Origin of the sequence: Pseudomonas paraglycinae (genome assembly GCF_021601625.1) — a bacterium.
GTDB lineage: Bacteria > Pseudomonadota > Gammaproteobacteria > Pseudomonadales > Pseudomonadaceae > Aquipseudomonas > Aquipseudomonas paraglycinae.
Window position 1 is genome coordinate 153,630 of record NZ_BQHR01000009.1, and the last position, 15,846, is coordinate 169,475.

The window sequence follows — 15,846 nt, forward strand, 5'->3', positions numbered from 1 at the left end:
CAGAGGGCGCCAAACGGCGCCCTCTGTTGTTTCAGAGCGTGCGTATCAACCAGTCGCGAAACGCCTTCAGCGACGCCAGCGACTCATTACGCGCCGGGTACACCAGGTAATAGCTGCGCCGGCTGCTGATCGGTTCACCCAGTTGCAAGAGCTCGCCGTTGTGCAATTCATCTTCCACCAGAATCCTCGGCACCAGCCCGATCCCGATATTGGCGCGCACGGCCTGGATCAAGTGCGAGGTCATCTCGAAACTCGGCCCGATGCGCATGCTGCGATGGGGCAGGGCGTGATGACTGAACCACTCGGACCAGGCCTGAGCGTTGCTGCTGACGTTGAGCAGCAGTTGCCCGGCGATATCCTCGTCGGCAGTGAGACGTTCGGCATCGGACAGCTGCGCGCTGGCGATCACCACCAGTTCTTCGGTGTGCAGGCGGTGGGCGGTCAGCCCCGGCCAGTCTCCGCCACCGACACAAATCGCCGCGTCGATTTCGCTGGTGTCGAAGTCGATGGTTTCGATGCGTGAATGCAGGTGCACCGTCATGCCAGGGTGCGCGGTGTAGAAGTCCTTCAAGCGCGGCAGCAGCCATTTCGAGCCGAAAGTCGGCAGGGTCGCCAGGCGCAAACTGTGAATGCCCGAGCCAAACGCCATGGCCTTCAACGTCGCGCTGCGAATCTGGCCGAGGGCTTCGGACAGTTCGCGTTGGTACATGCGCCCGACGTCGGTAAGGATCACCCGCCGGCCTTCGCGGCTGAACAGGCGCATCCCGAGCATCTTTTCCAGTATCTGCACCTGACGGCTGACCGCACTCTGAGTCAGCGACAGTTCGTGAGCGGCGCGGGTGTAGCTTTCATGGCGTGCGGCGGCTTCAAACGCCAGCAGCAACGACATCGAGGGAGTGAGGGTTCGCGGATTCATTCGTTTTAGTCATGGATTGCGGGTCGATTTTACGGTTGTCCCGGCGTCGCTCTGCAATGAACATAAGGCCTATGAGATGGCGGGAGCGTGACGCAATCATTCATTGCGCACAACTGTTCACCGCCACACGGCCCGTTTTTGACCGAGATTGCCCTCCCGATGATTGCCCAGCTGTCGCCTTCCACCGCGCTGAACACCGATTACCAACAGTTTCTCAAAGCCCTTGAAACCGGCGGTTTTCGCGGCGAAATCAGTGCCGACTACGCCAGCCGCGTGGTGCTGGCCACTGACAACTCGATCTACCAGCGCTTGCCGCAAGCGGCGGTATTCCCGCGTGACGCCGACGACGTGGCGCTGCTGGCGCGCCTGATCGCCGAACCGGCGTACCAGAAAGTGGTGATCACGCCTCGCGGCGGCGGCACCGGTACCAACGGCCAGTCGTTGACCGATGGCATCGTCGTCGACTTGTCGCGGCACATGAACCGCATCCTCGAAATCAACGTTGAACAGCGTTGGGTGCGGGTGCAGGCCGGTGTGGTGAAGGACCAACTGAACGCCGCCCTGAAATCCGCCGGGCTGTTTTTCGCCCCGGAACTGTCGACCTCCAACCGCGCTACGGTCGGCGGCATGATCAACACCGACGCCAGCGGCCAGGGCAGTTGCACCTACGGCAAGACCCGCGACCACGTGCTGGAACTGCACATGGTCCTGCGGGGTGGCGAGCGCTTGCACGGTCGCCCGCTGGAAGAAAGCGAGCTGACAGCGGAGTGTGCTCGCGAGGGCCGGGCCGGTGAGGTGTATCGCTGTGCGCGGCAGATCATTGATGAGCAGGGCGAGCTGATCCGGGAAACCTTCCCCGATCTCAATCGCTGCCTGACCGGCTACGACCTGGCGCACCTGCGCGAGGCCGACAACCGTTTCAACCTCAACAGCGTGCTGTGCGGCGCCGAGGGTTCGCTGGGGTTTGTGGTCGAGGCCAAACTCAACGTATTGCCGATCCCCAAGCACACGATGCTGGTGAACATTCGCTACGCCGGCTTCATGGATGCCTTGCGCGATGCCCGGGCGCTGATGGCGCTCAAGCCGCTGTCGATTGAAACCGTCGACTCCAAAGTGCTGTTGCTGGCGATGCAGGACATCGTCTGGCATGGCGTCGCCGAGTACTTTCCGGAAAGCGCCGAGCGGCCGACGCTGGGGATCAACCTGGTGGAGTTCTGCGGTGACGATCCCGAGGAGCTGCAAGGTCGGGTCGAGGCCTTCGTCCGGCACCTGGGCACTGACGCCACAGTCGAGCGCCTGGGCCATACGCTGGCTGTCGGTCATGCAGCGGTGAATCGCGTTTATGGCATGCGCAAACGCGCAGTGGGTCTGCTCGGCAACGTCGCCGGTGAAGCGCGGCCACAGCCGTTTGTCGAAGACACCGCCGTGCCACCGCAACACCTGGCCGAGTACATCGCCGAACTGCGCGACCTGCTCGACAGCCATAAGCTGCAATACGGCATGTTTGGCCACGTCGATGCCGGCGTGCTGCACGTACGGCCGATTCTCGACATGAAAGACCCACAACAAGCCGCACTGGTGCGCCCGGTGTCGGACGGCGTCGCCGCGTTGACCCAGCGTTACGGCGGCCTGCTGTGGGGTGAGCACGGCAAGGGCCTGCGTTCGGAATATGCGCCGGCGTTCTTCGGTGAGTTGTACCCGGCGTTGCAAGCCTTGAAGGCGGCGTTCGATCCGTTCAACCAGTTCAACCCCGGCAAGATCGCCACGCCGAACATTCCCGGCGCGGCATTGCTGAAGATCGACGAAGTGACCCTGCGCGGCGAACTCGATCGGCAGATCGACGAGAAAGTCTGGCAGGACTACGGCGCGGCCATGCACTGCAACGGCAACGGCGCCTGCTACAACTTTGATCCCGACGACGCCATGTGCCCGTCGTGGAAAGCCACCCGCCAGCGCGCGCAATCGCCCAAGGGCCGCGCTTCGCTGATTCGCGAATGGCTGCGTTTGCAGGGCGAGGCGGGTGTTGATGTGTTGGCCGATGCCAGTCGCCGTCCGCCGTTTTTCAGCACGTTGCTGCAGCGCTGGCGCAACAGCCGTGCACAGGAACAGGACTTTTCCCACGAGGTGTACGACGCCATGGCCGGGTGCCTGGCGTGCAAGTCCTGCGCGGGGCAGTGCCCGGTGAAAGTGAACGTGCCGGACTTCCGTTCACGGTTTCTGGAGCTGTACCACACCCGTTATCTGCGGCCGGCGCGGGATTATCTGATTGCCTCGCTGGAGTACACGATTCCGTACATGGCGCGGATTCCGTTGCTCTACAACGGCTTGATGGGCGCCTCGTTCAGCCGGCGCTTGATCGAGCGCCTTGGCGGCATGGTCGATGTGCCGTTGCTCAGCCGTTTCGATTTCCACGCGGCGATGCGTCGCTGGCAGGTTCAGCCGGCGTCGGTCGAGGTGTTGTCGGCGCTGACCCAGGCGCAACGTGAACGCAGCGTGGTGCTGGTGCAGGACGCGTTCACGCGGTATTTCGAGGCGCCGCTGCTGGCGGATCTGATCGAGCTGATTTCGCGTCTCGGTTATCAGGTTTATCTGGCGCCGTTCAGTGCCAACGGCAAGCCGCTGCACGTGCAGGGTTTCCTGTCGGCGTTCAATCGCGCGGCGTTGCGCAATGCCGGGCAGTTGCGCGCGCTGGCCGAGATCGGGGTGCCGTTGGTGGGGCTCGATCCGGCGATGACTCTGGTCTATCGCCAGGAATATCTGAAAGTCCCTGGGATGGAGCAATGCCCGGAGGTGGCGCTGGTGCAGGAGTGGTTGCTCAAGGTCATGCCGGAGCAAGTCGGAACGCGCCGCGACGAAACCTTCCGCCTGCTGGCGCACTGCACCGAAAAAACCAACGCCCCGGCCGCCACCCGGCAATGGGAGCAGGTGTTCGAGCGCGTCGGCCTGAAGCTGGCGACCCAGGCCATCGGGTGCTGTGGGATGTCCGGTACTTACGGACACGAAGCGCGCAATCGCGAGACCTCGGCAGTGATCTACGAGCAATCCTGGGCGAAGCAGATCGAGGCGCCGGTGGAGAAGGGCGAGGCGCTGGCCACCGGGTATTCCTGCCGTAGTCAGGTCAAGCGCCAAGCCGATCGACAGTTACGCCATCCGTTGCAGGTCGTGCTGGAAACCCTGCGTACCGCGTGATCGCTGCTTGAGAACCACTGGCGATTGGATCGGTTTTTCATGTTATAAGGTAACGCAAATTATGCGGCCGCTTTCGGGCGGCTGCATCGATCAACCTTTCGATTGCGATACTTCCATGACGATTGCGGTTACCCGTTCTGCCCCCTCGGCCACTGGCCGGTTGCTGTCCATTGATGCGCTGCGTGGCCTGGTGATTCTGTTCATGTTGCTGGACCACGTGCGCGAAACCTTTCTGCTGCATCGACAGGTCAGCGACCCGATGGACATCGCCAGCACGGAACCGGCGCTGTTCTTCAGCCGCACCCTGGCACATCTGTGCGCGCCGGTGTTCGTGCTGCTGACCGGGTTGTCGGCGTGGCTGTTCGGCGAGAAGTACGACGGCAAGGCTGACGTCAGTGCCTTCCTGTTCAAGCGCGGTTTGTTTCTGGTGGCGCTCGAATTCACCCTGGTGAATTTCGCCTGGACGTTCCAGCTGCCGCCGACCGTGATCTACCTGCAAGTGATCTGGGCGATCGGCCTGAGCATGATCGCGCTGTCGCTGCTGGTCTGGCTGCCACGCTGGCTGCTGCTGACGTTGAGCGTTGCGATCGTCGCCGGGCACAACCTGCTCGACGGACTGCACTTCGCAACGGAGTCGGCACTGCACGTGCCATGGGCAATCCTGCATGACCGCGGTTGGATCGAGGCCGGCGAGACTTTGCGTCTGCGCACCTCGTACCCGTTGTTGCCGTGGATCGGCGTGATCGGGCTGGGTTACGCGCTGGGGCCGTGGTTCGCTCGCGCAGCCGATGCCGGCGTGCGCCAGCGCCGTTTGTTGATCGGTGGTGTCGCCGGGTTGCTGGGCTTTGTCGGACTACGACTGGTCAACGGTTACGGCGAGAAACCCTGGGCCTTCGGTGACAGCGGTCTGCAAACCCTGATGAGCTTCTTCAACATTACCAAATACCCGCCGTCGCTGTTGTTCATCACGTTAACGGTAAGTGTCGGGCTACTGCTGTTGCTGGTGTTCGAACGCGCGCAGGATCGACGCTGGATTCGCTGGCTGACGGTGTTCGGCTCGGCGCCGATGTTTTTCTACCTGCTGCACCTGTATGCGCTGAAGGTGTTGTACCTGATTGGCGTGGCGCTGTTCGGGCTCAATCAGGGCACCTATTTCGGTTTCTCGTCGGTTACGGCGGTGTGGCTGTCGGCGATGGTGCTGGCGGTCGCTTTGTTCCCGGCCGTGCGCTGGTTTTCGGCACTGAAGGCCCGACGCCGTGACATCGCCTGGTTGAAGTATCTGTAGAACGGCTCAGCTCGTTTTGCCCTCGCGGGCATTGCGGGCGAAGTCGATAAACGCCTTGAGCGGCGCCGGTACATGGCGTCGGCTCGGGTAGTACAGGTGCAGGCCGGGATAGTACGGACACCAGTCCGCCAGCACCTGCACCAGCCGTCCGCTCGCCAAGTGCTCGCGAGCCATGTCCTCGAACACATACGCCAGTCCCAAGCCCTGCAACGCCGGGCCGATCATCAGGCTGACATCGCCCAGGGTCAGGGGGCCGTTGACCTCGATTTCCTGTTCAATGCCACCGCGTTCGAATTCCCAGCGGTACATCGAACCGCTCGGGAACCGATGTCGGATGCAGGGAAGGGCATGCAAATCTTCAGGTTTCTGTGGCGCGGGATGTCGTTCGAAAAAGCCGGGTGAGCCGACCACCACTGAACGCAGATTCGGTCCGATGGGCATCGACACCATGTCAGCTTCCAGCCGGTTGCCGAAGCGTACACCTGCATCGAATCCGGAGGCGACGATATCCAGCAGCGCATCGCTCTCGACTACTTCCAGACGAATATCCGGGTAAATCTTCAGAAACTCGCTGGCTATAGGCAGCAGCACCAGCTCGCACGCCTGGCGCCCGGAGGTAATGCGCAGATTGCCCGAGGGCTTGTCGCGAAAGTGATTGAGGTCTTCAAGCGCATCTTCGATATCGCGAAACGCCGGTTTCAGCCGCGCATACAACCGTTCGCCCGCCTCGGTCAGAGCCACGCTGCGGGTGGTGCGATTGAACAGGCGCACGCCGAGGCGATTTTCCAGCGCTCGCAATGAATGGCTCAGCGCCGACGGCGTCAGGCCCAGATCCACCGCCGCACGGCTGAAATTCAGGTGCTGGGCAATGCAGAGAAAGATCGGCAGATCCGTCGTGGACGGGTTTTTCATTTGTGAGCGCCTTTCACAAAGTCATGCAAATTTGTTGGGATTATCACATCAGTAGCACGGCTTTAAAGTCGACTCAACTCATCAAGAAGGCCCGGCAATCTCGCCAGGGTCACCGACAGGAGGAGTTGATATGCGTACCTGGCTGATTACCGGAGCTTCCCGTGGTTTTGGCACCCTTATCGCTGAACAGGCCCTGCGTGCCGGTGACGCGGTGATTGCCACCGCCCGCAACCCGCAAGACATCACCGACCGCCTCGGCGAACACCCGAACCTGCTGGCCGTGCGGCTGGACGTCACCCGCGAAGAGGAAGCCCACCAAGCGGTGGCAGCAGGCATCAAGCGCTTCGGTCGCATCGACGTGCTGATCAACAATGCCGGCTTCGGCGTGTTGGGCGCCGTTGAAGAAACCAGCGCCAGCGAAACCGAGCGCCTGTTCGCCACCAACGTGTTCGGCCTGCTCAACGTCACCCGCGCCGTCCTGCCACACATGCGCGCCCAGCGCAGCGGACGGGTCATCAACATCTCGTCGATTGGCGGTTATCAGGCCTACGTGGGCTGGGGTGTCTATGGCTCGACCAAGTTCGCAGTGGAAGGCATCAGCGAAGCGCTGCATCAGGAGCTGGCGCCGCTGGGCATTCATGCCACGGTGGTCGAACCGGGCTTCTTCCGCACCGACTTCCTCGACGAGCAATCGCTGATCAAGACCGCACTGGTGCTGCCGGACTACGACGAAACCGTCGGCAAGATGCGCACCTTTGCCGAAGCGGCCAACCATGCACAACCGGGCGATCCTGTGAAGTTTGCCGAAGCGATGCTGGCACTGGTCAACGCACCGAACCCGCCGCAGCGGCTGGCGTTGGGCAGCGACACGATTGCGCGGATCGAAGCGAAGAACCGTTTGGTGGCGCAGGAACTGGCCGAGTGGAATGAGCTGGCGTTGTCCACGGATTTCAAGGACTGACCTAGCCCCTCGTTGAAGCTATCGCAGGCTGCGCTCTATTGATCGCAGCCTGATTTTCTTTTCATTGGATGAAATCATGACAAACGTCTCCCAACACCAAGGCACGCGCGACAAGCTGCTGATCCTCGCGGCCATTTGCCTGTCGGCGCTGGTCCTTCCGTTAAGTTTTACCGGTGGCGCGGTGGCGACGCCGGCCATCGGCCGTGACCTGGGCGGCAGCCCTGTGGCGCTGACCTGGATCACCAATGCGTTCATGTTGTCGTTCGGCAGTCTGCTGATGGCGGCGGGGGCGTTGGCCGATGTCTATGGACGCAAGCGCCTGTTCACCGCCGGCATGCTGTTGTTCACCGCAGCGTCGATTGCCCAGAGCCTGGCGCCTTCGGTGTTCTGGCTGGATGTGTTGCGGGCGATTCAGGGCGTGGCCGGTGCTGCGGCGCTGGCCAGCGGTTCGGCGGCGTTGGCGCAGGAGTTCGAAGGTCATGCGCGCACCCGTGCGTACAGCATGCTCGGCACCACGTTTGGTATCGGTCTCGCGTTCGGCCCGTTGGTGGCCGGAGCGTTGATCGAGGCGTTCAACTGGCGCGCGATCTTTGTGTTCACCGCGCTGATTGGTGTGATCGCGATGGTCTTCGGCCTGCCGCGCATGCGTGAAACCCGCGACCCCGACGCCAGCGGTCTCGACTGGGCGGGTACCGTGACGTTCAGCTCGGTGCTTGCGCTGTTCACGTTCGGAGTGATCCAGGCGCCCGAAAGCGGTTGGAGCAGTCCGTTAGTGGTCGGTCTGTTGGGTGCTTCCGCGTTGTTGCTGGCGCTGTTCGTCTTCATCGAAATGCGCGTCAAACGCCCGATGCTCGATCTGACGCTGTTCCGCTTTCCGCGCTTCGTCGGCGTGCAGATGCTGCCGATCGGCACCTGCTATTGCTACATCGTGCTGGTGGTCATGCTGCCGCTGCGCTTTATCGGCGTCGAAGGCTTGAGTGAAATCGATGCCGGTCTGCTGTTGCTGGCGCTGTCGGCACCGATGCTGGTGGTGCCGATGCTTGCGGCGTCCATGACACGTTTTGTTTCGGCGGGAGTCTTGTCGGGCGTGGGTTTTTTGATTGCCGCCGTGGGGCTGCACTGGCTGAGCCTGTACAACGTCGACGAGCCGAAATTTGCGCTGGTGGTGCCGATGGTATTGATCGGAATCGGCGCGGGTCTGCCGTGGGGCTTGATGGATGGACTGTCGGTCAGCGTGGTGCCGAAAGAGCGCGCCGGTATGGCGGCCGGGATATTCAACACGGTGCGGGTGGCGGGTGAGGGGATTGCGTTGGCCAGCGTCGCGGCGATTCTTGCTTCGCTGCTACACACGGATCTACAAGCAGTGGCCGGCGGTGCAGACGCAGAGCTGATTGCCGAGACTGCGCACCGGGTGACTACTGGCGACATGGCCCATGCGATCAACACAGTTCCGGGGTTGGCTAACGAACGGCTGGTGCAGGGTTACGCCTCGGCGTTCCAGTATCTGCTGCACATCCTGACGATCATCACCCTGGTGTCGGCGGCTGTGGTGCTGGGGCTATTAAGCAGAGATCGGACGGTGTCGGAACCCCAACAGGCTGCGGCATAAATGAAAAAGCCCGGAAGCGCAAAATGCTTTCGGGCTTTTTTCATTGGATCAACGGCGATCCAGCCACACCGTCTGCGCATTGCAGAACTCGCGCACGCCGAAGTGCGACAGCTCACGGCCGAAACCGCTTTTCTTCACGCCGCCGAAGGTCACGCGCGGGTCGCTGGCGGAGTAGCCGTTGATGAACACGCCGCCGGTTTCCAGTTCGCTGGTCAGTTGCTGGGCCAGGGCGACGTTGGCGGTGTAGATCGTGGCGGTCAGGCCGAACTCGCTGTCGTTGGCCAGGGCCACGGCGTGGGCGCAATCGCGGGCGGTGATGATCGAGGCCACCGGGCCGAACAGTTCCTGCTTGAACGAGGTCATGCGGTCGGTGACGTCGGCCAGTACGGTCGGCTCGTAGTAGTTGCCCGGTCCTTGGACTTTGCCGCCGCCGAGCAGCAGGGTGGCGCCTTCTTCCAGGGTGTCGCGCACTTGTTGATCCAGTTCGTCGCGCAGGTCGAAACGAGCCATCGGGCCGATGTAGTTGTCGGCGGACAACGGATCGCCCATCTTCAACTGGCGCGTGGCTTCGACGAATTTGCGGGTGAATTCTTCGACTACGCCTTCTTCGATGATCAGACGTTTGGCGGCGGCGCAGACCTGGCCGGAGTTCTGATAACGACCGATCACTGCTGCTTGCACGGCTTCGTCGATATCGGCGTCGTTGAGCACGATGAACGGATCGGAACCGCCGAGTTCCAGCACGCATTTCTTCAGCGCGGCACCGGCCTGTGCGCCGATGGCCATGCCGGCGCGGACGCTGCCGGTCAGGGTCACGGCAGCAATGCGCGGATCAGCAATGGCGGTGGAAACGCCTTCCGGGGTGACGTTGATCACTTCAAACACGCCATCGGCGAAACCGGCGCGGGTGAAGGCGTCGCGCAACAGATAGGCGCTGCCCATCACGTTCGGTGCATGCTTGAGTACGTAGGTGTTGCCGGCGATCAGCGCCGGGACGGCGCCGCGCAGCACTTGCCAGATCGGAAAGTTCCACGGCATCACGGCGAGGATCGGGCCGAGCGGACGGTATTCGATGCGCGCCTTGCCGCCTTCGACCAGCGTCGCTTCGGCGTTGAGCATGGCCGGGCCGTGTTCGGCATACCACTCGCAGAGCTTGGCGCATTTCTCGATTTCACCACGGGCCTGGGCGATCGGTTTGCCCATTTCCTGGGTGATCATGGTCGCCATGGCTTCGCTGCTGTCACGCAGCGCGCCGGCCAGCGCAGTCAGGGCGCGGGAGCGATCCTGCAGCGGTTTGCGTTTCCACTTGTTGAAGCCGAAGGCGGCGCGGGTCAGCGCAGCGTCGAGGGCTTCGGCGGATTCGAAAGCGTAATGACCGATCTGCTCGCCGGTGGCGGGATTGATCGAGATAGCGTGGGTCTGGCTGGAAATCGGGCTCATGGCATCGTCCTGCGAGGTCAGTGGATGCGCTCAGAGTAGGGTGGCGTTTGGTTTCTGGAAACTGAATAATAAAGATCGTTTCTTTCACGATTGGAGAATGACTGTGGATCTGGTGCAACTGGAAATTTTCAAGGCTGTTGCCGAGCACGGCAGCATCAGCGCGGCGGCGGCGCAGATCCATCGCGTGCCGTCGAACCTGACGACCCGCATCAAACAGTTGGAGGAAGATCTGGGCGTCGACCTGTTCATCCGTGAGAAAAGCCGCTTGCGCCTGTCGCCGGCCGGCTGGAGTTTTCTCGAGTACGCACGGCGCATCCTTGACCTGGTCCAGGAAGCCCGCGCCACGGTGGCCGGCGAGGAACCGCAAGGCGCGTTCCCGCTGGGCTCCCTGGAAAGCACGGCGGCGGTGCGGATTCCCGGTTTGCTGGCAACCTATAACCAGCAACACCCGAAGGTCGATCTGGACCTGTCGACCGGGCCGTCCGGGACGATGATCGACGGTGTGCTTTCCGGGCGACTGGCGGCCGCGTTCGTCGACGGCCCGGTCCTGCATCCGGCGCTGGAGGGCATCCCGGCGTTCGAAGAAGAAATGGTCATCATCTCGCCACTGCATCACGGGCCGATCCAGCGCGCGGCGGACGTGAACGGCGAGAACATCTATGCGTTCCGCTCGAACTGCTCCTATCGCCATCACTTCGAAAAATGGTTCAGCACCGATGCTGCCGTGCCCGGCAAGATTTTTGAAATGGAGTCTTATCACGGCATGCTTGCCTGCGTCAGCGCGGGCGCCGGTCTGGCTTTGATGCCGCGCAGCATGCTGCAGAGCATGCCCGGTTGCGCGACGGTGAGTGTCTGGCCGCTGGCGTCGGATTTCCGCTATCTGACGACGTGGCTGGTATGGCGGCGGGGTACGGTTTCGCGCAGTCTGAGCATGTTTGTGCGCTTGCTGGAAGAGCGCGGTGTGGTGCGCGCAGAAGAGAATTGACCCTATGGGTTCGGGTCTCTCCATGAAGACCTGCTCATTTGATTGAAAAGCGTGCCCGGTTCGGTGATCCGCCGAACCGGGCATTTTTCATTGGCCGTCGATGCTGCGGGGCAAGTCGAGTGGATTGCCGTCGCGCAACACCTCCGGCAGCAACGCATTCGGAAAGCCCTGATACGCCACCGGCCGCAAAAAGCGCTCGATCGAGGTCATGCCGACCGAGGTGAAGCGGCTGTCCGACGTGGCCGGGAATGGCCCGCCGTGTACGGTGGCGAAGGTCACTTCCTGCGGATGGGCGAAGGCGTTGACCACGATGCGTCCGGTGCGGCGTTCGAGGATCGGCAGCAGACGCCGGGCCAGATCCAGATCGCGGTCTTCAAGGTGAATGGCTGCGCTCAGTTGGCCCTTGAACGACCGCGCGACCGCCAGCAATTCTTCCTCATCGTTGACCGTTACCAGCAACGCGGCCGGACCGAACACTTCATGGGCCAGCGCCGGTTCGCCGAGCAGGCGTTGACCGTCAACTTCCAGCAGCGCCGAGCGGCCTTCAAATTGGCCATCCGCTGGTGCGCCGACTGCCACCAGCTTCGCCCCCACGCTTTCCATCGCCACCAGGCCGTTAACGTATGACCCGTGAATCCCCGGCGTCAGCATCGTACGCGCTGGCGCTTCGCTGATCCGTTTGATCATCGCATTGCGCAGCGCTTGCAGACCTTCGCCTTCAATCGCGATCAGAATCGACGGACACAGACAGGCCTGCCCGACATTCACCAGCATCCGCTCGATAAAGCCATCGCCGATTTCGCCGCCACGCGCGGACAGCGCTGCGGGCAAAATGAACGTCGGGTTGACGCTGGTCATTTCGGTGAAAACCGGAATCGGATCAGGCCGCAACTGCGCGCGACGATAAAGCGCCATGCCGCCCACCTCTGAACCGGTGAACGTCACCGCTTTAATCAAAGGATGATCGACCAGCGCCTCACCGATGGCATTGCCGCCACCGCGCACCATCGAAAAAACACCCTCGTGCAAGCCATGCTTCTGCACCGCTTTACGGATGGCGCTAGCCTGGATTTCCGAGGCTCCAGGATGCGCGTTATGCGCCTTGAGAATCACCGTCGCACCGGCTGCAAGTGCCGACGCGGTGTCGCCGCCGGCCACCGAATAGGAGATCGGAAAATTGCTCGCACCGAAGATCGCCACCGGGCCGATGGCAACTTTCTGCAGGCGATGATCCATCCGTGGTCGCGGCTGGCGATCAGGTTGCGCCGGGTCTATCGCCAGTTGCAGAAAGCGCCCCCTGCGCACCACCTCGGCGAACTGACGGAACTGGGTCGCAGCTTTGGCGGCTTCGCCTTCCAGTTGTGCATGGGGTAGGCCGGTTTCCAGCGCGGCCCGGGCAGCCATTTCTTCGCGCACGGCGTCGAGGTTGTCGGCGATGCTTTCCAGAAACGCCGCACGTTCGGTCAGCGAGGTGTGGCTATAGCTATCGAATGCCGCGTCGGCGAGGGTTGCAGCCTGATCGACTTGCGCCGCGCCGCCGAAGGCAAAATCCGGCTCGATCAGCGTGTTGGTCGCTGGATTCAGCGCCTTCATCGTGCCCTCGGTGGCGGCGACGTCAGTGGCGCCGATCAGCATGTGGCCGGTCAGAGTCATTTTGCGTCACCTTGCGACTGAAGGTTGGCGATCAGTTCGTCTGTAGTGGTGATGACATGAGCGAAGGTCGGGCCGTTGAGTTCGTGGGCGGCGTGCATCATTTCCTCTTTGAACGCGGCGGTCGCATCGCGCACCAGCGTGACGTGATAGCCGAGTTCGGACGCATAGCGCGCGGTGGCTTCGATGCAGGTGTTGGCCAGCAGGCCGACGATGATCACGTGAGTGATGCCTTGCTGCTTCAGGCGAAAATCCAGGTCGGTGTTGGCGAAACCGCTGGAGCCCCAGTGTTCCTGGACCACGATGTCGCCGTCCTTCGGCGCGAAATCCGGGTGCCATTCGCCACCCCATTCGCCGCGCGCGAAGTGGTGCATGTGCATGATCTTTTGTTGGGTCGGGGTTGGATGATCCCAGTTCTCGTAGTCGCCTTTTACCCAGCGGTGATGCGGTACGATGACGACCGGAATCGGCAGGGCCCGCACGGCGCGATCGAGTTTGCGCAGGTTGTCGAGCAGGCCGTTCTGCTCGGCCATCGGTTTGAGCAGCGGAAAGATCTTGCCGCCGTCCGAGAGAAAATCGTTGTACGGATCGACCAGCAGGTAGGCGGTTCTGTCGAGCGGATAGAGAGGTTTCGACATGACGATGTACTCCGGCAATGAGAGTGATCGATGCTCAGGGCTTGTTCCCGCATCGTGTTGATATGATAATCATAGTAACTGTGAAAGAGGCAAGCCCTGATGGCTGTAAACGATAGTCTTCCCGACACGCTGTGCCCGATTTCCCGGGCCGAGTCGATCGTCGGCGACCGCTGGACGGTGCTGGTTTTGCGCGAATTGTTCATGGGCAGCCATCGCTACGACGAGATCCTGGCCCAGACGGGCGGTACGCCACAGATGGTCGCCGCCCGTCTGAAAAGCCTGGAGGCGGACGGGCTGGTCGAGCGCCGCTTGTACAACGAGCGGCCGAAACGCTACGAGTACCACCTCACTGCAAAGGGTGAGGCGTTTTACCCGGTGGTGATTGCGTTACGTGCCTGGGGCGAGACCTGGTGCAAGTCGCCGGAGGAAGGGCTGGCGGTGAACATGACCCACAAGAACTGCAACCACAGCGCCGGCCTCGGACCGATGTGCGATCACTGCGGTGAAGTGTTGCGCCGTGAGGATTTGATCAGCCAGCCGCAAGAGGCGTACGCCGCGGAACGACAGGCGCGGCGTGAGGCGTTCAAGGCGAAATAGATGGCTCCATCCAAAACAAAAAAGGCCCTCATTTGCGAGGGCCTTCGTGTGTCAGCGCAGAACGAATGGCTTACAGACTGCCCGCCAGTTTTCCGGAAGTCAGCCGCCGACGATAAGCACTGTCACGAGTCGCCAGCCAGAAATACAGCGGCGAGGTCACCAGCAAGCCAACCACCCACGACAGGTCCGCGCCGTTGATGTGCGCCGACACCGGCCCGACGTACAGCGGCGTGTTCATGAATGGAATCTGCACCGCGATACCGATCGCATACGCCAGCAAGGCCTGCGGGTTGTAGCGGCCGTAGATGCCGCCATCGACCTGGAAGATCGAGCCGATGTCGTACTGGCCTTTGTGAATGGCGTAGAAGTCGATCAGGTTGATCGCGGTCCACGGCACCAACACCACCAGCAGCACCAGCACCATGTCGACAAAGTGGCCGATGAAGTCTGCCGACGCGCCGACCGCAGCGAAGCAGCAGGCCAGCAGCACGATGATCGAAATCACTGCGCGGCTCTTGGCGGTCGGAATCCAGCGGTAGGCGAAGGTCTGCACAAGGGTGATCAACGACAGCACCGCGCCGTAGAGGTTGAGGGCGTTGTGGCTGATGACGCTGAGCAGGAACAGCACCAGCATCAACGGGCCGATGGCGCCGGTGGCGAGTTTCACCGCGTCCATGGTGTCCATGCCCACCGGTGTTGCCAGCACGGCAACGGCGCCGAACACGAACGACAGGCTCGAGCCCAGCGCCGATCCCAGATAGGTCGTCCAGAAAGTCGCCGCCACCGGCACATTCGCCGGCAGGTAACGCGAGTAGTCCGACACGTAAGGCGCAAACGCGATCTGCCACAGCGCCGCCAGCGACACCGTCGCAAGCCAGCCCGAGATGTTGAAGCTGCCGCGAGTGAGGAAGTCATCGGTCTGGATGTGGGTGAGGATGTAGCCGAAGCCGACCACGATGCCGATCCCCAGCACCCAAGTGCCGATGCGGTTGAGCACGTGGATGAAGCGGTAACCGATGATCCCGATGATTCCCGAGCCCAGCGCGCCGATGACGATGCCGACCGGCACCGGAACGCTGTCGACCACGCCATGCAGCGACTTGCCGGCCAGCACGATGTTGGAGGCGAAGAAGCCGATGTACATGACGCCGGCAATCAGCACCACCAGCAATGCGCCGAGGGAGCCGAACTGCGCGCGGCTCTGGATCATCTGCGGAATGCCCATCTGCGGGCCTTGCGCCGAGTGCAGCGCCATCAGCACACCGCCGACCAGATGGCCAACCAGAATGGCGACGATGCCCCATACCAGATTCAGGTGAAACAACTGCACGCCGAGGGCGCCGGTGACGATGGGCAACGGCGCGATATTGCCGCCGAACCAGAGGGTGAACAGATCCCGAACCTTTCCGTGGCGATCTTCGGGCGGCACATAGCCGATCGTATGTTTTTCAATGAGCGGTGCGGACGTTGTTGCAGAGGTGGCCATGACGAACTCCAAGGCAAGGACGAGTACGTGGACGTACTTCAGTGAGCGCCGGCACGGACGGCGCATTTCTTGTTGGGGTTGATCATGGGCAAGGAAAGGGGAGAGATAAATTAGTAGTTTTGTTGCTTCAGGCGTTAAAAAAACGAGGCTCTCCGGTCAGGTTGAAACGCTCTGTTTC

The 15,846-nt window shown here is 62.0% G+C and carries 12 protein-coding genes; 6 read left to right on the forward strand and 6 right to left on the reverse strand.

Annotation, left to right across the window (positions count from 1 at the left end; genetic code table 11):
• Nucleotides 1–31: 31 nt before the first annotated feature.
• Complete coding sequence (locus L6D82_RS15490) at nucleotides 32–916, reverse strand: LysR substrate-binding domain-containing protein (RefSeq protein ID WP_236190199.1); 885 nt, start codon at nucleotides 914–916, stop codon at nucleotides 32–34.
• A 159-nt stretch (nucleotides 917–1,075) separates the two neighbouring features.
• Here L6D82_RS15490 and ydiJ point away from each other — a divergent pair, with 159 nt between their 5' ends.
• Both ydiJ and L6D82_RS15500 read left to right on the forward strand, forming a co-directional pair.
• Complete coding sequence (ydiJ, locus tag L6D82_RS15495; RefSeq protein ID WP_236190201.1) at nucleotides 1,076–4,105, forward strand: D-2-hydroxyglutarate dehydrogenase YdiJ; 3,030 nt, start codon at nucleotides 1,076–1,078, stop codon at nucleotides 4,103–4,105.
• 115 nt (nucleotides 4,106–4,220) lie between these two features.
• Entirely contained in the window at nucleotides 4,221–5,390 is a 1,170-nt protein-coding gene (locus tag L6D82_RS15500) for an acetyltransferase domain-containing protein (RefSeq protein WP_236190203.1), read from the forward strand.
• A gap of 6 nt (nucleotides 5,391–5,396) precedes the next feature.
• Here L6D82_RS15500 and L6D82_RS15505 read toward each other — a convergent pair whose 3' ends face one another.
• Entirely contained in the window at nucleotides 5,397–6,302 is a 906-nt protein-coding gene (locus L6D82_RS15505; protein WP_236190205.1) for a LysR family transcriptional regulator, read from the reverse strand.
• Between the two features lie 130 nt (nucleotides 6,303–6,432).
• Here L6D82_RS15505 and L6D82_RS15510 point away from each other — a divergent pair, with 130 nt between their 5' ends.
• A complete protein-coding gene (locus L6D82_RS15510) occupies nucleotides 6,433–7,263 on the forward strand; it encodes an oxidoreductase (RefSeq protein WP_236190207.1) in 831 nt (276 codons plus the stop codon).
• Nucleotides 7,264–7,339: 76 nt separating this feature from the next.
• Complete coding sequence (locus L6D82_RS15515) at nucleotides 7,340–8,872, forward strand: MFS transporter (RefSeq protein ID WP_236190209.1); 1,533 nt, start codon at nucleotides 7,340–7,342, stop codon at nucleotides 8,870–8,872.
• 48 nt (nucleotides 8,873–8,920) lie between these two features.
• On the opposite strand, the gene L6D82_RS15520 is transcribed toward L6D82_RS15515, so the two are convergent.
• Nucleotides 8,921–10,312: an aldehyde dehydrogenase family protein gene (locus L6D82_RS15520; protein ID WP_102718670.1), complete on the reverse strand. Its 1,392-nt coding sequence runs from the start codon at nucleotides 10,310–10,312 to the stop codon at nucleotides 8,921–8,923.
• A 103-nt stretch (nucleotides 10,313–10,415) separates the two neighbouring features.
• On the opposite strand from L6D82_RS15520, the gene ptrR reads away from it, so the two are divergent.
• Complete coding sequence (gene ptrR, locus L6D82_RS15525; RefSeq protein ID WP_007950470.1) at nucleotides 10,416–11,297, forward strand: putrescine utilization regulator PtrR; 882 nt, start codon at nucleotides 10,416–10,418, stop codon at nucleotides 11,295–11,297.
• Nucleotides 11,298–11,384: 87 nt separating this feature from the next.
• Here ptrR and L6D82_RS15530 read toward each other — a convergent pair whose 3' ends face one another.
• Complete coding sequence (locus L6D82_RS15530; RefSeq protein WP_236190212.1) at nucleotides 11,385–12,950, reverse strand: aldehyde dehydrogenase (NADP(+)); 1,566 nt, start codon at nucleotides 12,948–12,950, stop codon at nucleotides 11,385–11,387.
• Nucleotides 12,947–13,585, reverse strand: coding sequence for a cysteine hydrolase family protein (locus L6D82_RS15535; RefSeq protein WP_011334648.1), 639 nt, complete (start codon nucleotides 13,583–13,585; stop codon nucleotides 12,947–12,949). Before L6D82_RS15535 ends, L6D82_RS15530 begins: the two co-directional genes overlap by 4 nt.
• A 99-nt stretch (nucleotides 13,586–13,684) precedes the next feature.
• Between L6D82_RS15535 and L6D82_RS15540 the strand changes: the two genes are divergently transcribed.
• Complete coding sequence (locus L6D82_RS15540; RefSeq protein ID WP_236190220.1) at nucleotides 13,685–14,182, forward strand: winged helix-turn-helix transcriptional regulator; 498 nt, start codon at nucleotides 13,685–13,687, stop codon at nucleotides 14,180–14,182.
• Nucleotides 14,183–14,252: 70 nt separating this feature from the next.
• On the opposite strand, the gene L6D82_RS15545 is transcribed toward L6D82_RS15540, so the two are convergent.
• On the reverse strand, nucleotides 14,253–15,668 hold the full coding sequence (locus tag L6D82_RS15545) for a purine-cytosine permease family protein (RefSeq protein ID WP_007950463.1): 1,416 nt from the start codon (nucleotides 15,666–15,668) through the stop codon (nucleotides 14,253–14,255).
• Nucleotides 15,669–15,846 lie beyond the last annotated feature (178 nt).